Annotated in this window: 20 protein-coding genes; 2 read left to right on the plus strand and 18 right to left on the minus strand. The window is 71.7% G+C overall.

Annotated features, from left to right (window positions below):
- Window positions 1-6: 6 nt before the first annotated feature.
- Entirely contained in the window at window positions 7-2,223 is a 2,217-nt protein-coding gene (locus ACW9TB_RS00185; protein WP_472745834.1) for a glycosyltransferase, read from the minus strand.
- A gap of 129 nt (window positions 2,224-2,352) precedes the next feature.
- Between ACW9TB_RS00185 and ACW9TB_RS00190 the strand changes: the two genes are divergently transcribed.
- Window positions 2,353-2,610, plus strand: coding sequence for a hypothetical protein (locus ACW9TB_RS00190; RefSeq protein ID WP_472745835.1), 258 nt, complete (start codon window positions 2,353-2,355; stop codon window positions 2,608-2,610).
- 50 nt (window positions 2,611-2,660) lie between these two features.
- Here the strand turns inward: ACW9TB_RS00190 and ACW9TB_RS00195 are convergent, their stop codons facing one another.
- Window positions 2,661-3,398 (minus strand): WecB/TagA/CpsF family glycosyltransferase, encoded by a 738-nt coding sequence (locus ACW9TB_RS00195; RefSeq protein WP_472745836.1) that lies wholly within the window; start codon window positions 3,396-3,398, stop codon window positions 2,661-2,663.
- A 123-nt stretch (window positions 3,399-3,521) separates the two neighbouring features.
- Here ACW9TB_RS00195 and ACW9TB_RS00200 point away from each other — a divergent pair, with 123 nt between their 5' ends.
- The gene (locus tag ACW9TB_RS00200; protein ID WP_472745837.1) at window positions 3,522-4,070 is read left to right on the plus strand and encodes a dTDP-4-dehydrorhamnose 3,5-epimerase family protein; all 549 of its coding nucleotides are present in this window, start codon (window positions 3,522-3,524) and stop codon (window positions 4,068-4,070) included.
- A gap of 80 nt (window positions 4,071-4,150) precedes the next feature.
- Here ACW9TB_RS00200 and ACW9TB_RS00205 read toward each other — a convergent pair whose 3' ends face one another.
- From ACW9TB_RS00205 to ACW9TB_RS00280, 16 genes are all read right to left on the minus strand, one after another.
- A complete protein-coding gene (locus ACW9TB_RS00205; RefSeq protein ID WP_472745838.1) occupies window positions 4,151-5,581 on the minus strand; it encodes an O-antigen ligase family protein in 1,431 nt (476 codons plus the stop codon).
- Between the two features lie 8 nt (window positions 5,582-5,589).
- Complete coding sequence (locus ACW9TB_RS00210; protein WP_472745839.1) at window positions 5,590-6,297, minus strand: hypothetical protein; 708 nt, start codon at window positions 6,295-6,297, stop codon at window positions 5,590-5,592.
- 64 nt (window positions 6,298-6,361) lie between these two features.
- The gene (locus ACW9TB_RS00215; protein WP_472745840.1) at window positions 6,362-7,240 is read right to left on the minus strand and encodes a hypothetical protein; all 879 of its coding nucleotides are present in this window, start codon (window positions 7,238-7,240) and stop codon (window positions 6,362-6,364) included.
- A gap of 162 nt (window positions 7,241-7,402) precedes the next feature.
- Entirely contained in the window at window positions 7,403-8,299 is an 897-nt protein-coding gene (locus tag ACW9TB_RS00220) for a phytanoyl-CoA dioxygenase family protein (protein WP_472745841.1), read from the minus strand.
- Between the two features lie 160 nt (window positions 8,300-8,459).
- Window positions 8,460-9,353, minus strand: coding sequence for a glycosyltransferase family 2 protein (locus ACW9TB_RS00225; protein ID WP_472745842.1), 894 nt, complete (start codon window positions 9,351-9,353; stop codon window positions 8,460-8,462).
- Between the two features lie 50 nt (window positions 9,354-9,403).
- Window positions 9,404-10,927, minus strand: a complete 1,524-nt coding sequence (locus ACW9TB_RS00230) for a lipopolysaccharide biosynthesis protein (protein ID WP_472745843.1) — start codon at window positions 10,925-10,927, stop codon at window positions 9,404-9,406.
- Window positions 10,924-11,946: a hypothetical protein gene (locus ACW9TB_RS00235; protein WP_472745844.1), complete on the minus strand. Its 1,023-nt coding sequence runs from the start codon at window positions 11,944-11,946 to the stop codon at window positions 10,924-10,926. Before ACW9TB_RS00235 ends, ACW9TB_RS00230 begins: the two co-directional genes overlap by 4 nt.
- Complete coding sequence (locus ACW9TB_RS00240; protein WP_472745845.1) at window positions 11,943-13,280, minus strand: DUF4910 domain-containing protein; 1,338 nt, start codon at window positions 13,278-13,280, stop codon at window positions 11,943-11,945. Before ACW9TB_RS00240 ends, ACW9TB_RS00235 begins: the two co-directional genes overlap by 4 nt.
- Window positions 13,277-14,374: an NAD-dependent epimerase/dehydratase family protein gene (locus ACW9TB_RS00245; protein ID WP_472745846.1), complete on the minus strand. Its 1,098-nt coding sequence runs from the start codon at window positions 14,372-14,374 to the stop codon at window positions 13,277-13,279. Before ACW9TB_RS00245 ends, ACW9TB_RS00240 begins: the two co-directional genes overlap by 4 nt.
- 5 nt (window positions 14,375-14,379) lie before the next feature.
- Window positions 14,380-15,030 carry a PIG-L deacetylase family protein gene (locus ACW9TB_RS00250; RefSeq protein ID WP_472745847.1) on the minus strand — a complete coding sequence of 217 codons (651 nt, stop codon included), beginning with the start codon at window positions 15,028-15,030 and terminating at the stop codon, window positions 14,380-14,382.
- Window positions 15,027-15,845, minus strand: coding sequence for a sugar phosphate nucleotidyltransferase (locus ACW9TB_RS00255; RefSeq protein ID WP_472745848.1), 819 nt, complete (start codon window positions 15,843-15,845; stop codon window positions 15,027-15,029). The genes ACW9TB_RS00250 and ACW9TB_RS00255 overlap by 4 nt, the downstream gene beginning before the upstream one ends.
- Entirely contained in the window at window positions 15,842-17,086 is a 1,245-nt protein-coding gene (locus tag ACW9TB_RS00260) for a methyltransferase domain-containing protein (RefSeq protein ID WP_472745849.1), read from the minus strand. The genes ACW9TB_RS00255 and ACW9TB_RS00260 overlap by 4 nt, the downstream gene beginning before the upstream one ends.
- Window positions 17,087-17,312: 226 nt before the next feature.
- Window positions 17,313-18,170, minus strand: a complete 858-nt coding sequence (gene rfbD, locus ACW9TB_RS00265) for a dTDP-4-dehydrorhamnose reductase (protein WP_472745850.1) — start codon at window positions 18,168-18,170, stop codon at window positions 17,313-17,315.
- On the minus strand, window positions 18,167-19,204 hold the full coding sequence (gene rfbB, locus ACW9TB_RS00270; protein WP_472745851.1) for a dTDP-glucose 4,6-dehydratase: 1,038 nt from the start codon (window positions 19,202-19,204) through the stop codon (window positions 18,167-18,169). The genes rfbD and rfbB overlap by 4 nt, the downstream gene beginning before the upstream one ends.
- Window positions 19,201-20,268, minus strand: coding sequence for a glucose-1-phosphate thymidylyltransferase (locus ACW9TB_RS00275; protein WP_472745852.1), 1,068 nt, complete (start codon window positions 20,266-20,268; stop codon window positions 19,201-19,203). The genes rfbB and ACW9TB_RS00275 overlap by 4 nt, the downstream gene beginning before the upstream one ends.
- Window positions 20,268-21,722 carry a sugar transferase gene (locus ACW9TB_RS00280; protein ID WP_472745853.1) on the minus strand — a complete coding sequence of 485 codons (1,455 nt, stop codon included), beginning with the start codon at window positions 21,720-21,722 and terminating at the stop codon, window positions 20,268-20,270. The genes ACW9TB_RS00275 and ACW9TB_RS00280 overlap by 1 nt, the downstream gene beginning before the upstream one ends.
- Window positions 21,723-21,915 lie beyond the last annotated feature (193 nt).

Here is a 21,915-nt window from a genome sequence, read left to right on the forward strand (position 1 = left end):
TCCTCCTCATCGCGGACCCGGTGACAGCTCGGCGAGCGCCATCAGCTGCGCGGCGCGCGAGGACCAGGAGGCGCCGAGCACGGACCCCCGCATGGTGTCCGCCGGTTGCAGCCCCCCGTCGCGCAACGTCGCACGAACAGCGTCGACGAAAAGGCCGCCGTCGGCCGCGATCCTGACGCGATCGGCATAGTTCGCGAGTTCCTGGAAATCGGTGCTGACCACCGGCAGGCCCAGCGCGAGATACTCCTTGAGCTTGATCGGGTTCGAGTTCCTGATCCACGGGTTGTCCAGCCACGGCATGATCGCGACATCGAACCCCGATCCGTACGCGGGGATCTGCTCGTACGGCCTGAAACCGAGCCAGTGGACGTTCGGGTGGCGGGTGAGCCGTTCCATCGGGACGGTCGCGTCGCCGATCAGGACCAGCGAGACGCCGGGCAGTTCGACGGCGATCCGTTCGAGAAGGTCGAAGTCGACGAGATAGTCGTCCAGCGCGCCGAAGAATCCCACCCTCGGCCCGGGGATCGCGCGGAGGTCGGCGGGCTGTTCGCTCTCCGGGCGCCGCCGGAAGTGGTCGGTGTCCACGCCGTGGTCGAGGAAGTGCGCGCGGTCCCCGGTCATGCCGCTCTCCTCGCCCATCAGCGCGGTGCTGACGTAGACCACGTGGTCGGAGCGTTCGAGCAGGCCGCGTTCCAGCGCCTCGATGGTCGGCCGGTCGGACTCGGGGAACGACGAGTGCCGGTCGGAGCGGTTGAACACCAGTGCGCGCCTGCGCATCGGCCGGACCACGTCCCACGCCGTGGGGATGGTCACCATGATCACGGGGTGGCGCAGTCCCAGTGCCCGCGAGACGGCCAGCACCTGGGCCCTGACCAGCAGCGCGTTCACCCGCCTGGCCAGCGGCGACCCGTAGAAGGGCAGCGGCAGCGGGGACATCACGTAGAAGCCGGGCAACTCCTCCCGCAGCGGCCTCCTGACGAGCATCGCGACGCTGCGCAGCTTGCGCCCCACGCGCCGCAGCACCTGCGTGGACCTGCCCGGCATCGGCATGCGCATCCCGATGCTGTTGACCACGAGGACCTTCCTGTGGGCGGCGACCGAGCGCATGAGCTGGAAGTCCGAGTGCGCCCGGTTGTGGTACCACCAGTCCTGCGCCGAGAAACAGACGTAGCCGGGAGAGGCCGCCTCCGGGTCCGGGGACGTCGTTTCCGGGGCCGGGAGCGGGGGTGTCGCCTCCGATGCCGGGAGCCTGGGGACGGGGGAGACGGTCGCGGGCCGGGTCGCCGGAGAGGCTCCCTCCTCGTCGGGCAGGAGCGGCCACTCGCGCAGGGGGACCAGCTGGCGCAGGGCGGCCCGGTGCCGCCTCCCGCCCTCGCGGCCCCTGGCGACCGCGCGGACCAGTTCGTTGAGCCCGACGGCCAGCCGCATCAGCTGCCCGCGCGGGCGGCCGTACCGCTCCCGGTGCATCCGGACCCGGTTCGCCGACGACAGTGCCCACAACCGGCTCGACGTGGACTGCTCTCCACCGAGATGCACGGCCACGGCACCGGGCTCGTACCGTACGGCGAACCCCGCCTCCCCCGCCCTGAGCATGTACTCGGTCTCCTCCGAGTACAGGAAGTAGCGCTCGTCGAGGGGGTCCAGGGCGTCCAGGCACGCGCGGGAGATCATCCAGGCCGCGCCGGACACCCAGTCGACCGCGTGCGGCCTGTCGTAGGCGGCCGGGTCCGCGACCAGCTCGCCGAGCGCCGGGATCCGCCCGGCCCGGTGCCCGCCCAGCAGCGCCTCCCCGAACGCCCTCGGCACGGTGGGACGCCTGCGCATGGAAAGGTGGAGCCTGCCCGTCTCGTCGGTGAGACGGGGGGCGGCGATCCCGGTTCCCGGCAGGGCGAGCGTCTGCCGGAGCAGGAGCACGGAGCCGGGCGCGAGCCGGATGTCGGGGTTCAGCACCAGTACGTCGCAGCCGTCCGAGGCGGCGATGCCCGCGTTCACCCCGGCGGCGAAACCCGCGTTGCGCCCGGTCTGGATCACCTCGGCCTCGGGCGCGACCTCGCGTACCCGCTCAATGGTGTCGTCGGCGGAGGCGTTGTCCACCACCACGACCCGCGCCGGACCGGCACCGGCCAGTGCCGCGTCGAGCGAGCGCAGGCAGCCCTCGACGACCTTGCCACTCGAATACGTGACGATCACTATGGCCAGCGGGGGCCAGTCTGGAGCAGCCATGGGGGAGCCGTTTCTCGTGAGAGAGGACCGTACGGGGAAGGTGGTCACGCCGGAGGGCGCCTCGATCTCGGGCACGGGACCACCGGCTACGGGCAGCGGCCCGGCGCCTCGCGGGGAATCACCGGTCGCGTGCGGCGGCCCAGCGCCCTGCGGGGAATCACCGGCTACGTGCGGCAACTCAACGCCTCGCGCGGAATCACCGGTCGCGTACGGCGGCCCAGCGCCCTGCGCGGAATCACCAGTCACGGGCGGCAGCTCAGCGCCTCGCGGGGAATCACCGGCTGCGTACGACGGCCCAGCGCTCTGCGGGGAATCATCGGTCGCGGGCGGCGGCTCAACGCCCTGCGGGGAATCACCGGTCGCGTACGACGGCCCGGCGCCCTGTGAGCGGTCACCGGCTGCGTGCGGTGGTCCGGTGTTCGGAGAAAGGGCCCTGGTCATGGGCGGCGGGCCGATGTCAGGCGGGTGCGCAGCGCGCCGGTGAGGAGGGTGATCGCGAACGGCGCGTCGTCGCGCAGGTAGCGGCGGGCCAGGCGGCGCGGTTCCAGGGCGAGCCGGTACAGCCACTCCGCGCCCACCCGCTGGACCGGCCCCGGGGCGCGGCTGAACCGCCCGGCCGCCATGGGGATCCCCGCCCCGCAGCCGAGGTACCAGGCGTCGGGCAGTTCCGCCCTGAGGGCCTCGATGACCCTTTCCTGCTTGGGGAAACCCAGCCCGACGAGGACGAGATCGGGTGCGGCGGCGACCACTCCCCCGACCACCTCGCGCATCCCGTCCGGCGTGCTCTCGAACCCGAAGGGAGGCGAGCAGGTACCCGCCACGCGCAGCCCCGGGCAGTGTCCGGCGAGGACCCGCGCCGCGGCCTCCGGCACGCCCGGTTCCCCTCCGAGCAGGTAGACCGAGCGGTTCTCGCGCGCGGCCCGTCCGGACAGGGAGTGCACGAGCGAGGCGCCGGTGACCCGTCCGGGAACCGCGAGCCCGGCGAGCCTCGACGCCCAGACCACCGGCATGCCGTCGGCGACCACGATCTCGGAACGGGTGACGAGGTCCGCCAGGGCGGGGTCGCGCGTGGCGGCGCGGACGATGTCGACGTTCGCGGTGACGATCGCGCCGCCGCATCCCCGCCGCCACCCGGCCGCCACGTGGTCGAGAAGCTCCGCCTCGCTGACCGCCATGACCTCGACGGCCCCGACCCGGACGCGCGCGAACCCCGTCCCGGACCTCTCCGGCGTACGCCGATCGGTACCGTTTTCCGCTTCTTCGTGGCCGGGAGGTTCGGGAGTCGGGAAGATGGGCGCATGAGAGTCGAACGCGCCGATATCGATGGTGTCCTGCTGTTCGTTCCCACCCAGCACCGGGACGACCGCGGGCTGTTCACCCGCACCTTCGACGCGGCCCTCGCCGCCGCTCACGGGTTGCGGCCCGACGCGTTCGTCCAGGACAGCCAGTCGCGGTCCCGTCTGGGGACGATCAGGGCCCTGCACGGCCGGGGCGGCCGGGGGGAGGCCAAGCTCGTCCGGTGCGCCCGCGGGGCCGTGCACGACGTGCTCGTCGACGCCAGGCCGGACTCCCCGACCTTCGGCCGCCAGATGTCGGTGGTTCTCGACGATGAGACGTTCGTTCACCTCTACGTTCCTCCTGGCTTGTTGCACGGCTATCAGGCACTGACCGACCAGGCCGACGTCTGCTACCGGATCGACCGGGAGCACGATCCGGCCGAGGACCTCGCCGTCCGCTACGACGACCCCGATCTCGGCATCCGGTGGCCGCTGCCGGTCACCGCGATCAGCGAGCGCGACCTGGCCGCGGGCTCCTGGGCGGACCTGCGCGACCGGCTGGCCGGGTGACCTTCCCAACGCCCCCTTCACCGGCCCTCCCAAAGACCCCTTCACAGGCCCTCCCGGCGACCTCTGCGACCTCGGCGGCCTCATCGAGCTCCCCGTCCGGTTTCTCCGGTGGGCCGCTCCGGTGGCCGGACGGCCTGGGCCCTCGGCCGACGCGTGGCGCGCAGCAGCGAGCCGGCCGCCCCGATGATCAGGAATGACAGTCCCGTCACGGTCGCGAACGAGCGCAGGTCGAACGTGGCCGCCCCGACCAGCGGGACGACCAGGCACGCGGCCAGGGTCAGCCCCAGATCCCGTACGGCCGGGTCGGAGCTGAGGCGGCGGACGCGCAGCGCCGCCCAGATGCCGGTCAGGAAGATCCCGGCGAAGGTGGCCAGGCCGATGACCCCGGTCTCCACCAGCGACAGGATGTACTGGTTGTCGAAGATCAGATGCTTGGGCGCGTACCAGGTGCCCAGCCCCCTGCCGACCCAGAAGTGGTTCCCGATCTCGGTGGCCGCCACCGCGTAGTCGTGCGTCCTGTACTGGATGCTCGAATCGCTGGACAGGCTGGTGAACAGCCCCAGGAAGACGCTCATCAACCCGGGCACCGCCACCTTCATCGCGACCAGGAAGCCCGCGCCGCCGATCGCCGCCCACATCCTCCTGCGCGCGGGCCACCCGGCGACCAGCACCACGCTGACGACGGCGAGCCCGAGGACCGCCGACCGCGACACGGAGAACATCAGCCCGGTGCCGATCAGCGCGCAGCAGGCCCACCAGCGCAGGGCGGGCTCACCCCGGTCGCGGGCGCCGAACGCGTAGTGCAGCGCGAGAGGGATGATCATCGCGCAGACGACACCGAGCTCGATGGGGTGTCCCGTGGTGGCCGCGACCCGGCGCAGGGTGTTCCGTTCGAGGATCGCCGGTAGCTCCGAGGTGAACCGGAAACCGGGAAAGGCCAGGTACTTCGTCAGGTCGAATTCGAGGACGAACTGGAGTGCCGCGATGACCCCGACGGCCGCACCGGAGATCACGAGACATCTCAGGACGAAGTCCAGCCGTTCCCGGCCCCGGATGCCGTCGCACGCCCCGAGGCCGATGCCCACGGTCGCCACGACGAGGACGATGCTGTGGTCGGCCATGTCGAGCTCGTCGGGCGGCAGGTAGGCGGCGCTGGCGTACCCGTAGGTGGCCAGCATCGCCGTGGTGTACGCGAACAGCGCGGTACGTACCGGATTGGAGCCCTTGGCCGCGCCGAGCGTGGTGGTGAGGTGCGCGCAGAACCACCACAGCGCGGCGAAGAGGCCGACCGCGTCGGCGGGTGTGAGCGAGAAGGGCAGGCCGCGGAAGACCAATCGCGCCGGAGACAGCATCAGGACCACCGCGAACGCGGCGGCCAGGGTGGCCCCGTCGGCGCTGCGGAGGCCGGGACGGTCGAGGGAGGCGACGGACACGGGGGCCGGGACCGGGGCCGTGGCCCTGGGAACGGACGCGGGAGCCGAGGCCGGGGCCGGGGGGAGCGTGCGGGCCACCGGAGCCCTCACCGCCTCAGGAGGGAGGGTTCGGCGGGCACGGACGCCGCCACGGGCACCCCGCGTCTCCGCCTCCGGGCGTCGAGGAAGCTCTCCAGGGAGAACACCGAGGCGAGGCTGGCGAGCACCCCGAGCAGCAGTGCGGCGGCGGCCCCGCGCGTCTTCCCCCCGCGCTGGGGTTGCGGCTCCGTCGGCGGCACCATCTCGTTCATCGTGATGTAGGTCGCCGGGGGCGCGTTGAGCTGCCGCTGGCGACCGGCCAGCTCGGTCCTCGCCCGGTCCCTGACCCGCGTCACGATGTCCCGCGCCCCGGCGGGCGACATGCTCGTGCCCTCGATGTACACGAACGGCCCGCCGTCCAGCGCCTCCGGGTTGGTGCTGCCGTTGGTGGCCGTGAAGGTGGTGTCGCCCTCGGGCCGCACGCCGAGCGACTCCGCCGTCTCCGGCGCGCTGATCACCTGGATGAGGATCGAGGCGGACATGCTCAGGCCCCAGTCGAAGTTCAGCAGGGGATTGGTGAGCCCGTTGGGACGCTCGGGGTCACTCGGCAGGCTTCCGCCGGTGGGCGGGATGGTCAGGACGAGCACGGCGTTCGAGACGTAGAGCGTCGGGATCGACGAGTAGACGCCCAGCGCGGCGCCGATGGACAGCAGGAACGCCGGTAGGGCGACGTACCAGCGCCGTAACACGATGAGTACGGTCCCCCAGAAGTCCACGCGTTTCCCTTCGTCTGCCTGTCGCGGTCGCCTGTTCGTCGCCGTCGTCTGTCTGCGCCGTCGTCTATCTGCCGCTGTCGCCCACGTGGGGTATCGCCTCCGCCGGGTACACGGTGACGGGCGGTCCGGGAGCGCTCTTGCCGTTCTCGGGCTCCCCGTCCTCTTCCGGGAGGTCACCGGGACGCGCCTCATCGACCTGGTCCACCGGGTCCAGGTCCGAGGCTGCGTCCGCGTCCCGGTCCGAGGACGCGTCCGGGTCAGGGCGGGGCTCGCCGGGCCGCTCGGCGTCGGACCTCCGCCGGAACACCCTCCGGCGCTCCACGGCGTACGCGGCGCCGAGGCCGAGGAGGACGACGACGAACGCCGCCCCGCCCGCGGCCTGCCACGTGCCGCTCCGGTCCATCGCGGGATAACCGGCCGGTACCACCTCGACGAACCCGATGAAGGTGGGGCGGGGGGCGCCGAGCACCTCCTGCCTGCGGACCAGCTCGGTCCTGAGGCGGAACTGGGTCCTGGCCATGACGGTACGGGTGACGTCGGCGGAGTCGCTCTCCACCTCCACGTACACGAACGGGCCGTTCATGAGGATGCCCAGCATGTTGGGGTTGGTGCGCCCGTCGTTGATCGTGACCGTGACGGGGCCGTCCTTCACGATGCCCAGTTCCGTCATGACCGCCTCGGTGTTCATGGACAGGATGAGGATGCCCGCCGTGGTTCTGAGGCCGTCGCTGAACTGCAGCAGCGGGTTGCTCCGCCCCAGCGGCTTGGCCGGGTCCGTCGTCCCCCCGGCGGGGGGCGTGGTCAGCACCATGGAGGCGCTCGACACGTAGCGCGGGGGCACCAGGAAGAAGACGGCCACGGCGGCGAGGAGCGCCAGGCCGACCAGCGGAAACCCGACCCGCTTCCTCCTGGCGAGGTCGAGGATGGTCTTCCAGAACTCCACTACGTCGTCCCCGCTCCCCCGAGCGCCCCAGACGCCCAGGACACGATGCGTATTGGTCGCAGCACACGAACTCCTTGTCACTACGGGCGTACTACGGGTGTCGCGACGGGCGTCACGGTGGGCGTCACGACGGTGTGGCGGCGGTGTGGGTGGTGTGGCCGCTCACCCGACCCTGGTCAGGGCCTCCGCCTCGTACTCCAGCGCCAGCTCCTCCGGCATCGGGTCGAGGTCGGAGGAGCGTACGAAGTCACGCAGGGTGGTACCGGTGCACTCCGCGTCCACGTTGCGGGCGCCCCGGCGGGTGCGCACGTCGTCGATGTGCACCGTGCGGAAGTCGATGCTGAAGCGGGTCCTGCCCGAGGTGTTGGGCACCGTGGAGTGCAGCTGGGCGCCGGAGAACACCATGACGCCGCCCGGCTCCGGCACCACCCGCACCTGCGGGTCGAGCACGACGGTCTCCTCGGGACGGGGCTGGTCCCTGGTGTCCCCGCGCACGTGCTGGGCGGCGGTGACCCGGCTGGTCCTGTTCCACTCCGCGTAGTCGTAGCGCGCGCTGCCGTTGCGCACCGGGCTGCCGAAGTACTGCGGGTGGAAGGCCATCACGTTCTCCGGGACCACCTCGTAGACGGGGATCCACCAGTTGAGCTGGTTGAACGGGGCCGAGTACCAGCAGTCGCGATGGGGGTGGAAGGCGTAGGAGATGCCGGAGGTGAGGTAGTCGTGGGAGGTGGAGGTGCGCAGCCGGGGCACGTCGAAGTAGGTGCTGTCCAGGTCGCAGCCCAGCTCCTCCAGCACCGCGGGCAGCAGTTCCTTGCACCGGGGGTGATGGATGAACCGGGGCTTGAGCCGGGCGAGCAGGCCGGCGAACTCCTCGACCGGCATGTCGAACTGGGCGGTCTCCGGGTCGCGCTCACCGAACGCCTCGGCGATCAACTCCCTGGCGAAGGCGGCCAGCAGGGTGGAGGCGGGCGTCGCCGAGTAGACGAAGACCTGCCCCTGGTAGAGCAGTTCCCTGCGCGTGTCGTCATCCGCCACGCTGTTGGAGAAGACGGTGGTCACCGGGTTTTCCTTTCTGAAGTCGGTCGAGCGGGGGAGATCACCGAAATTCCGGCGCTCCCGGTGTCCGAGGTTTCGGTCCCGGGGTCCAGGAATTCCGGTCCTGTGGTTCCGGATTACGGCGGTGGCGGACGGCGGCGCGGCCCTTGGGGAGGGACATCTCTCACCGCCCGCCGGGGACGAGCCCCGAGGCGATCAGCGCGAGCCTGCGGCCCCGGCGGGCCGCGGTGAGCCGCTGGCGGCGCGCGTACATGCCGAGGACGGCCGCGCGGGCGCGGCGGTGCTGGTCGGCGGTGAGACCGGCCTCCCGCAGCCAGCGGAACAGCTCCCCGCACTGCAGGAGGGTGGAGCAGCGGGCCCGCCAGGGCGGCACGTCGAGGCGGCGGGCGATCGCGGACAGGGTGTCGTGCTTCCAGTTGCGGTGGGCGAGGACCTCGGGGACGTGCCCCCACGGCCCGGCCAGCGCGAGCTTCGCCGCGAACACCTCGTCCTCGCGGAGCATGTTGCGCCGGGGGATCCTCGCCAGGGGGTCGCGCCGCAGCGTGCCGTACAGCGGGTCGACGAGCAGGTGGCTCTCGTTGAGCAGCCGCAGCATCTCGGCGAACCGCTCGACCGGGTCGTCCGAGGCCAGCCCGGAGCGGTCGAGGGGGGCGGTGGTGACGGTCCCGTCGGGCCCGGTGTAGGCGACCTGCGTGGTGACCAGGACGAGCCGGTCGTCCTCCGCGAACGCCTGGAGCGACCGGGAGACGCACGCGGGCTCCAGCCGGTCGTCGTCGCCGACCCAGCGGAAGAACGTGCCCTCGACCAGCTCGGTCGTCCGGACGAAGTTGTCGAACAGGCCCATGTTCTCCGGGTGCCTGCGGTAGACGATCCGGCGGTCGGTCGCGGCCAGGTCGCGGCAGATCTCCTCGGTGCCGTCCGTGGACGCGTTGTCGGAGATCACCAGCTGGAGGTGCTCGTGGTCCTGGCCGAGCACCGAGCGGACCGCGCCCTCGATCCGCCCGGCCCCGTTGCGCACGGGGAGAATGATGGACACCAGGGTGTCGGAGTTCTCCATCCGATCTCTCCTCTCGTGAGTCTCGTAGGTCTCGTAGGTCTCGTAGATGGTCAGCGGGCGCGGGCGGGGACCACCCGCGCGCCGAACCGTCTGAGCCGCGTCACGGGCACGACGACCAGGACGTACGCGAGCAGTCCCCCGCCACCGGCCACGCAGAGCTGGACAAAAGCCGAACCAACGGTCTCCCCGCTCGTCAGACCGGCGAGCGTCACCGTGACGGCCGCCGCGACCGAGGCGCCCAGCAGCGGGCGTACGAGGGCAGGGAGGACGGGTGCCAGGCGCACCCCCGCGCGGCTCAGCACCAGGGCCGCCACCGGCAGGGCGACCAGGACACCGGCGAGCGCGTGCCCGATCGCCGCGCCGCGGATGCCGTACCAGTGCGTGCCCGCCCACAGCGCGGGCACCAGCGCCACGGCCCAGCCGAGGTTCATCCACACGGTGGCCCTGGTGGCGCCCGCCGAGGTGAGGATGTCGAAGGCGAGGGAGGTGAGCATCCGCACGACCATCAGGACCGCCAGCAGCGCCAGGACCCCGGCGGCCGGAGCCCACTTCTCGCCGTAGAGGAACGCCACGATCGCCGGGGCCAGCGTGGCCGTCACCACGGCGACCGGCAGCACGAACGCGACGAGCAGCGGCACCGAGCGCTGCACCCCCAGCGACAGCGACTCCGGCCGCTGTTCGGCGAGCCGCGAGAAGCTGGGCACGGTGACGTACCGCAGGGCCGTCCCGATCACGCTGGGCACCCAGCTGGAGACGTTGAACGCCAGCAGGTAGAACCCGAGGGCGACGGGGCCGAGCACCGCGCCGACGATGACGTAGTCGGCGTTCATCAGCACCGCCTCGATGCCGAGTCCCAGGGCCAGCGGCGCCCCAAACCGCAGGAGCCTGACCGCCACCTCCCGGTCGAAGCCGAGGCGGAACGGCAGCCCGGCCCAGGCGAACACCAGCGCGCCGGTGACCGTGTTGGCCGCCACCTGCCCGACGGCGAAGCTGTAGGCACCGGCGCCGTTCGCGGCGAGCGTGACGGCCACCCCGGCGTTGACCAGCGAGCCCGCGATGTTGGCCTTGGTCAGCCTGTCGTGCCCGAACCCGCGCATCAGCGAGCCCGCCCGCACGGCGGTGACGCCGTCGATGAGGATGACCGCGGTGAGCAGCCGGACCACCGGGGTGGCCTCCGCGCTGCCCGCCAGCTCCGCGAAGTACGGGGCCACCACCCAGAAGATCCCGTACATCCCGGTGCTGAACGCCACGGCCATGACCGTCGCCGTCGGCGCCATGTCCTCGACCCGGCCCCGCCACTGCACGGTGGCCGCGATGATGCCGACGTCGTTGACGTGCATGACGAAGGTGGTCGCGGCGAGCGCGATGGCGTAGAGGCCGAAGTCCTCCGGTACGAGCAGCCGGGCGAGCACCAGTCCCATGACGAAGGTGGTCGCCTTCGTCCCCAGGTTGCCCAGGAGACTCCAGCGCAGCCCGCGACCGGCCTTCCTGCCGATCGTCCCGACCTGCTCACCGGCCGTGCCTGGTTCACCGGCCGTGTCAACCGCGCCAGGCTCGGGGGACGACCCGCTCAACGGGGCTCCTCGACGCGTTCGAGCCAGATCTCCCGCCAGAACGGCACGAACTCGCGCGGGCAGCTGACGTTGTACGCGCCCGCGCAGATGACGCCCTCCAGGATGATGCAGGGGTTCTTCATCCGCAGCATCCGGCCGGTCTTCTCGTCCAGGCACCTCTCGACGCGGGCGCTCACCCGCGCGACGTGGCCGCAGTAGCGCGACATCTCCTCCTCGAACCCCATGCCGCGGTTGAGCAGGCCGTCGTTGAGCGTCTTGAGGATCTCCTCCTTGGACCTGACCCGGACGAGCTCTCCCGGCCGCAGGTCCAGGGTGAGCGTCGGGGTGGTGGATCCCGCCTCACCCCTGACGAACCCCCAGCGCATCCCACCCCTGATCAACAGCCACCTGGGCAGGACGCGCTTGCTGGCCTGCTGGAAGCGGTTGAACAGCCCGACGAGGAACGAGCGCAGCATCCAGGGCACGCCCACGTTCCCGGTACGCACGTCGGCGACGTACTGCCCGACGTCCTTGAACGGCAGGCAGGTGGGCGCGGCGCGCAGCAGCTCGGTCGCCTGGCAGGAGAAGCGCTCCTCCCCGTCGGGGCCGGGCTCCTTCCTGGTCGCGGCCCGCAGGATCGGCAGCAGGGGCCTTCCGTTGGCGAGACCGTTCGCCGTGGCGGGAGCGGACGGGTCCACCCGCTTGAGCCAGGCTTCCTTCCAGTAGAACTGGCAGGCCGTCTGGCAGCCGCCGTGCGCCTGCCCGTCGCAGCGGGCCCCGGTCAGGTGGACGGCACGCTCCATCCGCCGCATGCCGCTGCTGCTGATCGTGTCGCAGAGCTTGTGCGCCACCTTGTGCACGGTGAGCCGCCGCCCGCAGAAGGCCAGCATCTCCGGCATGAAGGGCAGTTCGTCCAGCTCTCCCCTCCCGTCCAGCGTGGCCATGATCTCGGCCTCGCTCAGCACCTCCACCGTCTCGCCCACCCGGAGGTTGAGCGCCTCGCTCCCCCGGGAGCCCGTCACGACCTGGAACCGCGTCACAGCGAACACTCCTTGAGAAGTCCCGAGCCGCGAAGGGCCCGTGCCGCCTCCGCCACGGCACCGAAGGGAAGATCGGATCGTTCCGCGATGTCCAGGAGGCTGTGCCTCCCGTCGGAGAGGTTCAGCACCCACAACATCGCCATCTGGGCCTCCTTGGTGTCGCTGCGCCCGCCCAGCGACCCGTACAGGCCCCGCCTGCCCAGCTGCGGTTCCCCGTACGGGCTGAGGTTGAGGTAGGAGCGGTTGCCCTCAAGCACCCGGGTGACCTCCCAGCAGGTCTCCAGGGTGTCGACCATCGCCCCGGGCGAGACGAAGTCCGGGTTGTCGGCGGAGGTGTGGTACTCGGGGTAGCCCGCGTACGGGGTCCTGGTGAGCGAGCCGACGGGCAGGTCGAAGCCGGGCGAGCAGAACTGCCGCTCGTCGTAGCCGTACGGGGAGAAGTCCACGACGGTGTGAGGCCGTCCCGAGCTGCGCAGGACGTGCCGCACGGCCCTGTCGATCTCGGCGTCGCCCCGCCTGCTGCGCTTGTACGTCAGCGGGCCTCGGTCCCCCGCGCAGGCCAGCACCAGGCCGTGCCTGATCCGCCCGGCGCGCTCCCGGTTGCGCGCCAGCCAGGTGATCGCGCCGATGGTGCCCGGCGCGAACAGGAAGCGGTAGGTGTACCACGGGTCGGTCCCGGCCAGCCACCGCGCGAGCCGGACCGCCACCGCGATCCCCGCGAGGTTGTCGTTCGCCAGCGAGGGGTGGCACACGTGGCAGGAGACGAGCACCTCCTCGGCGACCCTGCCGGGCACCACGTGCTCGCCGTAGGTCAGGTGCCCGTCGGCGAGCGTGGAGTCGATCATGACCTCGTACGGCCCGTCCCCGAGACCCTCCAGGGTGTCGTGGGGCAGGCAGAAGCCCCAGGTCTCGGCGTAGTAGCTCGTGCGGTACGGGATCAGGGCGGGCTGCTCGGGGAGCGTGTGCAGGTGCCCGCGCAGCTCGTCCAGGGACATGGTGGCCGACACCGGGACGCTGTAGCCGACCACGTGCAGGTTCGACGCGCCGAAGTCGACGACCCTGGCGCCCGAGGCGTCCTTGACGTAGGCGTCGCGGATGTTCCACTCCCTGGGCACCGTCCAGTCGAGGACCTGGGTGCCCGTCGGCACCTCGCGGACCCGCAGGCGGATGGACTCCCCGATGATCTCCAGGGTGCGGCGCACGCCGTCGCCGGTGATGCTCCTGCACAGCGGGTAGAGCCGCTCCACGAGGTCCCGCATCTCGCGCCCCTCGGCCTCGCTCCTCTCACCCTCGGCGCTCCGCTCGTACGCCTCGCCGTCGCCGGGAGCGGTCACCGTTCACCGCCCCGCGCGCCCACCGGTGCCCCGCCGCCCGCTCCGCTCACCTCTCCCGGAACCGGGGGGACCGGCCCGCGCGGGCGCAGCGCGCCGTCGACGGTTCCGGCCTCGCGCCGGGACGACAGCCACGCCAGCCTGGTGAACCGACGCTGGAAGCCCTCCTCGGTCAGGCCGAACCGCCGGTACGCCTCGACCAGCTGGCTCGCGCCCGCCCTGACCGTCCACAGCGCCCGGTAGCCGGGGAGCGCGTCGCGGATGCGGGAGAAGTCGACCCGGTAGGAGCGCGGGTCGGCCCCGGCCTCCCCGGTGATCACGACCTTGGAGCCGGGAACCGCCTCGGCGACCTCGGCGGCGATCTCCGCCACCGTCACGTTGTTCTCCTCCGCGCCGACGTTGAACGCCCTCGCGTGGACGGCCTCGCGCGGGGCGGTCAGCGTCAGGGCGAAGACGTTCGCGATGTCGGCGGCGTGCACCAGCGGACGCCACGGGGTGCCGTCGGACAGCACCCTGACCTCCCCGGACAGCAGCGCGTGCCCGACGAGGTTGTTCAGCACGATGTCCGCGCGCAGCCTGGGCGAGAACCCGAACGCGGTGGCGTTGCGCAGGAACACCGGGCTGAAGTCGTCGTCGGCCAGCGTGAGCAGGTCGTTCTCCACCCGGACCTTGGAGTCGGCGTACGGGGTGACCGGGCGCAGCGGCGCGTCCTCGTCGACCAGGTCCGGGCCGGAGGCGCCGTAGACCGAGCAGGTGGAGGCGTACAGGAACCGGCGCACGCCCGCGTCGCGGGCCAGCCTGGCCAGCCGCACCGCGGCGCGGTGGTTGATGTCGTAGGTCAGCTCGGGCGCCAGCGCGCCCAGCGGGTCGTTGGACAGCGCGGCGAGGTGCACCACCGCGTCCACCCCCGCCAGCATCCCGGGGGTGACGTCCCGCAGGTCGACGGCGTGTCCTGGCGGGTCGTCGGGCGCGGGGCCCAGCAGGCATCCGGCGAAGAGCCCGGAGTCGAGCCCGGTCACCTCGTGGCCCGCGGCGGTGAGCACCGGGGCCATCACACTCCCCAGGTAGCCCTGGTGCCCGGTCAGCAGCACGCGCATCCGGTTCAGCCTCCAGCCAGATCGAAGGTCAGCTTGTTGACGTGGAAAGCCTCGGCGTAGCGGGCGTGGCACTCGATCCCGCGGATGCGGGCCAGGCCCAGGAACGCCTCGCGGTCGTACCAGGAGCGGTGGCGCTGCGAGGGGTAGTGGCGGTGGAGCAGGTCCACCTTCACCTCGGCGACCTCGGGCGTGAGCGGCTGGTAGGCCGTGGGCCGTCCCAGGTCGCCGTCCCACTTGACGATCTCGTAGCCGAGCACCTGGTGGTCGCGGAAGGCCGTGGGCACCAGCCTGGCCAGGCCCCGGTGGTCCTGGTGGGCGTCGGCGGGGTTCGGCGCGAACAGCAGGTCGGGGTCGGTACGCGCCCGCAGCTCCTCCACCGCCTCCTTCGCCTCCTCCCAGCGCGCGGGCAACCGCCCGTCGGGCAGCTTGAGCACGGTGAGCCGCAGGTCGGCGCCGGGGCAGAAGGCGGTCAGCGCGGCGTGTTCCTCGTCCTCCCGCTCGGTCCCGCCGCCGGAGAGCACCAGGGCGTCCACCCGGATGCCGGGGCGCGCGGCGCAGAGGGTGAGCAGGCTGCCGCCCGCCCCGATGGCGAGGTCGTCGCAGTGCGCGGCGAGCAGCGCGATCCGGCCCGTTCCGGCCGTCCGGAACCGGATCACGGGACCGTCACCGCCGCCCCACCCTCGGGCGCCGGCACCCGCTCGCCCTCCCACAGCGCCCAGGGGCGGTCGCCGCGCGAGTACGCCTCGTCGAGGGCGACCCGCTCCTTGACCGTGTCGGTGGGCCGCCAGTAGCCGCGGTGCGGGTAGGCGAGCAGCCTGCCGCGCTTGGCCAGCTCGGCGCAGCCGTCCGCGACCAGGTCGCCGCCCACCGGGATGTGGTCGAAGATCTCCTGACGGAGCACGAAGTACCCGCCGTTGACCCAGAGCGGCATCTCGCTGACCGGCGTGATCCCGCCGACCGTGCCGCGCTCCCCCAGCTCGATGCAGTGGAAGGTGTCCGAGGGCGGCACCACCATCATCGACGCGCCCGCGCCCGACCGGGTGAAGCGGTCGACGATCTCCGGCAGCGGCGCGTCGGTGAGCACGTCGGCGTAGTTGGCCAGGAACATCTCCTCGCCGTCCAGATGGTCGCGGACCCGGCGCAGCCGCTCGCCGATCGGCGACGCGATCCCGGTCTGCACGAACGAGATCGACCAGTCGGAGATGTCGGTGGACAGCAGCTCGACCCGGCCTCCGCGCAGGACGAAGTCGTTGGACGTCGTCTCCTGGTAGTTCAGGAAGAAGTCCTTGATGTGGTGCGCGCCGTACCCCAGGCAGAGGACGAACTCCGTGTGCCCGAAGTGCGCGTAGTAGCGCATCACATGCCAGATGAGCGGCCGGGGGCCCACGAGCTGCATGGGCTTGGGCGCGTCACCGGGGGTGCCGGTGCGCATCCTGGTGCCGTATCCGCCGCAGAAGAGGACGACCTTCACGGGTTCACCTCGACGATCTCCAGGTTGGGGATGGGGAAGACCAACCGGCCTCCCCAGGCGTGTACGAAGGACAGCTGGCCGACGAGTTCCTCGCGGAGGTTCCACGGGAGGACCAGCACGTAGTCGGGCCGCTCCTCGGCGAGCCGCTCGGGCGGCAGGATCGGCACACGCGTGCCCGGGGTGAACCTGCCGTGCTTGTACGGGTTGCGGTCGACCGTGAAGGGGAGCAGGTCGGGCCGGATGCCGCAGTGGTTGAGCAGGGTGTTGCCCTTGCCCGGCGCCCCGTAGCCCGCGACGGTCCTGCCCTCGCGGGCGGCGTCGAGGAGGAAGCCCAGCAGGTCCCGCCGGACCCGCGCCACCCGCTCACCGAACTCGGCGTACCCGGACAGCTCGTGCAGGCCCGCCGCCTTCTCGGCCGCGAGCAGCGCGGCCACCCGCGCGCCCGGCTCTCCCTGCTCGTCGACGGCCTCCACCGGCCTGGCCCACAGCCGGATCGAGCCCCCGTGCGTGGGCAGCGACTCGACGTCCACCAGGGCGAGCCCGCCGGTGGCCAGGGCGCGCTGGGCGGAGGCGACCGTGTAGTACTGGAAGTGCTCGTGGTAGATCGTGTCGTACTGGTTGTGCTCCATCAGGGTGAGCAGGTGCTGGACCTCGATGGAGACCCAGCCGTCGTCGGCCACGAGGGCGCGCAGCCCCCGGGTGAACCCGATGACGTCCGGGATGTGGGCGTAGACGTTGTTGGCCACCACCAGGTCGGCGGGCCCGTGCTCCGCGCGCACCGAGGCGCCGGTCTCCGGGTCGAGGAACGCCGTGAAGGTCGTCACCCCGGCCTCCCTGGCCGCCCGTCCGACGTTCTCCGACGGCTCGATGCCCAGGCAGCGGATGCCCCGCTCGACGACGTGCCGCAGGAGGTACCCGTCGTTGCTGGCCACCTCGACCACGAACGACCCGGCCCCCAGCCCGAGCCGGTCGGCCGCCCCGCGCACGAACTCCCGCGCGTGCTCCACCCACGAGGTGGAGTACGAGGAGAAGTAGGCGTACTCGGTGAAGGTCTCCTCCGGCGTGATCATCGGCGGGATCTGCGCCAGCCAGCAGCCGGTGCAGACCCGCAGGTGCAACGGGTAGGTGACCTCGGGCTCCTCCAGCTGCCCCTCGGTGAGGAACCGCTCGCAGGGCGGTGTCGCCCCGAGGTCGACGACGCTGGCGAGACTCGTCGAGCCGCACAGCCTGCAGGTTGTCATGAATGCGCTCCCTCGCCGCGTGACGCGGTCCGACGGTTCTCCGACTGGATCGTTCTCGTGCCCGGCGACCGGTTCTCCTGAGCCGTCCTCGTGCCCGGCGACCAGGTCTCCCGAGGCCGTCCCGTGTGCTCGCGGCCGGGTCCCGCGGGACCCCGGTCCGCCACCGGTGGCGCGGGGTGTCCCCTCCGCACCCCGCGCCACCGGCGGCGGGCCGGTCTCGTCCCCGCTAGCCCGCCGCGAGCACACGGGACGTCCTCAGCGCCTCTCTCCAGTGCCGCATCGGCGCCAGCCCGGCCCTGCGCCAGCCGTCGTGCCCCAGCACGCTGTACGGGGGCCGGGACGCGGTGCGCGGGAAGTCCTTGGAGGAGACCTCCGTCACCCGGAGGGGATCGGCGCCGAGCAGCGCGAAGACCTCCCTGGCCAGGCCGTGCCAGCTCGTGTGGCCCGAGTTGGTGGCGTGGTAGACACCGGGCGGCGCCCCGCTCCCGGCCAGGTCGACGATCCTGGCCGCCAGGTCCCCTGCCCAGGTGGGCTGGCCGAACTGGTCGCCGACGACGTCGGGGGCCATCCCGTCACCCTCCATGCGGGCCATCGTGCGGACGAAGTTGTGGCCGGTCGCGGCGTACAGCCAGGCGGTGCGCACCACGTAGCCGCCGCGCGGCAGCACCTCCAGCACGGCGCGCTCGCCCGCGAGCTTGGTCCTGCCGTACGCGTTGACCGGGCAGGGCCGCGCGTCCTCGGGGTAGGGGTCCAGCGCGGTGCCGTCGAAGACGTAGTCGCTGGAGGGCTGGATCATCCGCGCGCCGGCGTGGCCGCACGCCTCGGCGAGCGTGCGCACCCCGGTGCCGTTGACCGCGAGCGCCTCGTCCTCGCGCGACTCCGCCTCGTCGACGGCGTTCCACGCGGCGCAGTTGACCACGACGTCGGGCCGGCACGCCTCGACCAGGTGGTGCACGGCGGGCGTGTCGCGGAGGTCCAGCTCGTGCCTGCGGAACGCGAGGACGGGCTGCCCATCGGCGCGCAGGCGGGCGGCCAGCTCGGTTCCGAGCATGCCCGCGGCACCGGTGATCATCCAGCGGGTCATCCGGTCTCGCCTCCCCGCCGCGCGCCCGTCCCCGCCGAAACGGGTGCGCCCGGGTCCGTCTCCCTCACGGCGGCCTCCCACCAGCCGGGGTTCTCCTCGTACCAGCGGACCGTCTCGGCCAGGCCGCGCTCGAATGGGACGGACGGCCGGTAGCCGAGCGCGCGGAGCCGGGAGTCGTCCAGGGAGTAGCGGCGGTCGTGCCCCTTGCGGTCGGGGACGCGCTCGACCATGTCCCACCCGGCGCCGCAGGCCTCAAGGAGCCGGGCGGTGAGCTCGACGTTGCTCAGCTCCGCCGTACCGCCGATGTGGTAGACCTCGCCGGGTTCGCCGCGCTCGGCGACGACGCGGATGCCCGCGCAGTGGTCGTCGACGTGGACCCAGTCGCGGACGTTGCCGCCGTCGCCGTAGAGCGGGACCCTGCGCCCCCGCAGCAGGCGGGTGACGAAGCGCGGGATCAGCTTCTCCGGATACTGGCGGGGGCCGTAGTTGTTGCCGCAGCGCGTGATGGAGACCGGCAGGCCGTGGGTGACCGCGTACGCCTGGGCGACCATGTCGCCGCTCGCCTTGGCCGCGGAGTAGGGCGAGCGCGGGCTGAGCCGCGCGCTCTCGTCCCAGGAGCCCTCGTCGATCGACCCGTACACCTCGTCGGTCGAGACCTGCACCACCCGGGGGGTCCCCGCCTCCAGGCAGGCCTGCATCAGCGCCTGCGTGCCGAGGACGTTGGTCCGTACGAAGTCGGCGGCGCCGTCGATCGACCGGTCGACGTGGGACTCGGCGGCGAAGTTGACGACGAGGTCGTGCCCGGGGACCAGCCCGGCCAGGAGCCCGGCGTCGCAGACGTCGCCGTGGACGAAGTCGTGGGGTGTCCCCTCCAGGTTGGCCGGGTTGCCCGCGTAGGTGAGCTTGTCGAGGATCGTCACGGTGGCCCCGCCCGCGGCGAGCACGCGGGCGAAGTGGGAGCCGATGAATCCGGCTCCCCCGGTGACCAGGACCTTCGACGGGACGGGGGTCGTCCCTCTGTCGGCTGCTGTCATGAGCTGATCTGGACCTTGCTGTGATCGCCCAGCACGAGACGGTGGGCTCTGGGGGTGGTGGGAGCGGGGGTGACCTCGACGTCGTGGCCGATGAGGGACGCCTCGATGCGCGAGACCCCGGCGATCGAGGACCGGGGCAGGACGATCGAGTACTCGATCTCGCTGCCGCTGATCGCGCAGTCCGCCGCGATCGAGGTGAAGGGACCGATGTAGCTGTCGCGGATCAGGGCCCCGGGGCCGATGATCGCGGGCCCGACGACGCGGGACCGCTCGATCTCGGCGCCCGCCTCGACGACCACCCGGCCGATGAGCTGGCTGGCGTCGTCGACCAGGCCGTCCACCCGGGGCTCCAGGGACTCCAGCACCAGCCGGTTGACCTCCAGCATGTCGGTGACGTTCCCGGTGTCCTTCCAGTAGCCGGAGATGACGGAGGACTCGACCCTCCGCCCGTCGGCGATCAGCCAGTGGATGGCGTCGGTGATCTCCAGCTCCCCGCGCCACGAGGGCTTGAGCTCGGCCACCGCCTCGTGGATCGCGGCGGTGAACAGGTAGACGCCGACCAGGGCGAAGTCGCTCTTGGGGGCGGTCGGCTTCTCCTCCAGCCCGATCACCCGGCCGGTGGCGTCGAGCTCGGCGACCCCGAACTGCCGGGGGTCTCCGACCTTGGTGAGCATGATGTGGGCGGCGGGCCGCTCGCGGGCGAAACGTTCCACGACGTCGTTGATGCCGCCGACGATGAAGTTGTCGCCGAGGTACATGACGAAGTCGTCGTCGCCGAGGTAGTCGCGGGCGACGAGCACCGCGTGGGCCAGGCCCAGCGGCGCCCGCTGGCGGACGTAGGTGACCTCCAGGCCGAGCGCGCGGCCGTCGCCGACGACCGCCTCGATCTCGGCGTGCGTGTCGCCCACGACGATCCCGATCTCGCGGACGCCCGCGGCGGCGATGGCCTCCAGCCCGTAGAAGAGCACGGGCTTGTTCGCGACGGGTACGAGCTGCTTGGCGGAGGTGTGGGTGATCGGCCGCAGCCGGGTGCCCGACCCTCCGGCGAGCACGAGCGCTTTCACTAGTAGGCCCCTTCTCCGCCGGTCACGGCGCTCCAGGTCTTCCAGAGGATCTGCAGGTCCAGGAAGAGCGACCAGTTCTCGACGTAGCGGAGGTCCAGGCGGACCGACTCCTCCCAGGTCAGGTCCGAGCGCCCGCTGACCTGCCACAGGCCGGTCATGCCGGGTTTCACGACCAGGCGGCGGCGTACGTCGGCGCCGTACTGCCTGACCTCGTCGGGGAGGGGAGGGCGCGGGCCGACGAGGGACATCTCGCCGCGCAGCACGTTGAGCAGCTGGGGCAGCTCGTCGAGGGAGTATCGGCGCAGGAAGGCGCCCACACGGGTGATCCTTGGATCGTTCCTAATCTTGAAGAGGACGCCGTCGAACTCGTTCTCGCGCTCCAGGTCGATCTTGAGCCGTTCCGCATCGACCACCATTGTGCGAAATTTCACGACATGGAACTCCGTGCCCCCCTTACCCACCCTGACCTGGTGAAAGAGGGCGGGTCCCGGGCTCGTCGCGCGGATCAGCGCGGCGATCACCAGCATGGGCACCCCCAGCGCCAGGAGGGCCAGGCCCGCCCCCGTCCGGTCGAACAGGCTCTTCGCCAGCCGCCGGGCGCCACGGAAGTCGGGGTGCTCGACGTGCAGGAGCGGCATTCCGGCGACCGGGCTGATGCTGATGCGCGGCCCTGCCACGTCCATGAGGGCGGGTGCCACGAACAGGTCGGTACGGGCGTCCTCCAGGCCCCAGGCGAGCCTGCGCAGCGCAGCGCCGTCCAGTTCCGGGCAGGCCAGAACGGCGACGGCGTCGGCGTTGACCTCGGCCACCACCGTGGGGACGTCGGAGAAGTTGCCGAGGACCGGGACCCCGTCGACCTCCACCAGGTCGGGACCGGCGGGCAGGCACGCGGCGACGACGGTCATGCCGTGGTGCGGCTGCCTGCGCAACTGCATCACCAGGTCGAGCACCGACTCCCGATGGCCGACGGCGACCATATGCCGCATGTAGTCGCCGCGCGAGCGTCTGCGGTGCAGCCTCTTGCGCATCCGGTAGCGGAAGAAGAGATTCAGGGCGAAAGCGAGCGGGAACATCGCCATGACGAAACTGCGGGCGATCGGAGTTTGCGTGATATACGCACCGATCGCAACCGCCGCTGTCAGACCGGCGGCACCATTGAAAACCGCCCGGAATTCATCCGTCCCCTCGCCGTGCGTACGCTGGCGATAGGCGCCTCCCGACGCCAGGGCCAGCGGCCAGACGAGGGCGAGACCCAGTCCGAGCAGGGCTTCCGTCACGGGGACGAAGGCGCCGAACCACAGCCGTGTCCCCAGGACGGCCTCGCAGGCGATCACCGAACACGCGACGTCTCCGGCAAGCAGGATGCGGACATAAGAGCGCGTCCAAATGCTCGGAGCAGTGCGTGCAGGACTTTTGAGGAGCCCGATGACGAGCTCCTCAGTTTCCACTCTCATACCACCCCGTCCCACCCAAGATGCCCCGGCGTAACCGAATAAGGTGCCGCGCATCTCTTTCAATGGTTGACAGCATTCCCTAATGCATCAGGAGCGTGGATACCCATGGAAATCCTAGTGATCACCAATGAGTAGGGGAATACCGGCTACTGTCCACTATTGGCCGAACTACGGCAGAGATGGCATCTTGACG

This window comes from Streptosporangium sp. H13245 (genome assembly GCF_055690525.1).

Coding starts and splice junctions, on each gene's coding strand:
- ACW9TB_RS00185 (WP_472745834.1), bottom strand. CDS start 2,223: ATGGCTGCTCCAGACTGGCCCCCGCTGGCCATAGTGATCGTCACGTAT.
- ACW9TB_RS00195 (WP_472745836.1), bottom strand. CDS start 3,398: ATGGCGGTCAGCGAGGCGGAGCTTCTCGACCACGTGGCGGCCGGGTGG.
- ACW9TB_RS00200 (WP_472745837.1), top strand. CDS start 3,522: ATGAGAGTCGAACGCGCCGATATCGATGGTGTCCTGCTGTTCGTTCCC.
- ACW9TB_RS00225 (WP_472745842.1), bottom strand. CDS start 9,353: ATGGAGAACTCCGACACCCTGGTGTCCATCATTCTCCCCGTGCGCAAC.
- ACW9TB_RS00245 (WP_472745846.1), bottom strand. CDS start 14,374: ATGCGCGTGCTGCTGACCGGGCACCAGGGCTACCTGGGGAGTGTGATG.
- ACW9TB_RS00260 (WP_472745849.1), bottom strand. CDS start 17,086: ATGACAACCTGCAGGCTGTGCGGCTCGACGAGTCTCGCCAGCGTCGTC.
- rfbD (WP_472745850.1), bottom strand. CDS start 18,170: ATGACCCGCTGGATGATCACCGGTGCCGCGGGCATGCTCGGAACCGAG.
- rfbB (WP_472745851.1), bottom strand. CDS start 19,204: ATGACAGCAGCCGACAGAGGGACGACCCCCGTCCCGTCGAAGGTCCTG.
- ACW9TB_RS00280 (WP_472745853.1), bottom strand. CDS start 21,722: ATGAGAGTGGAAACTGAGGAGCTCGTCATCGGGCTCCTCAAAAGTCCT.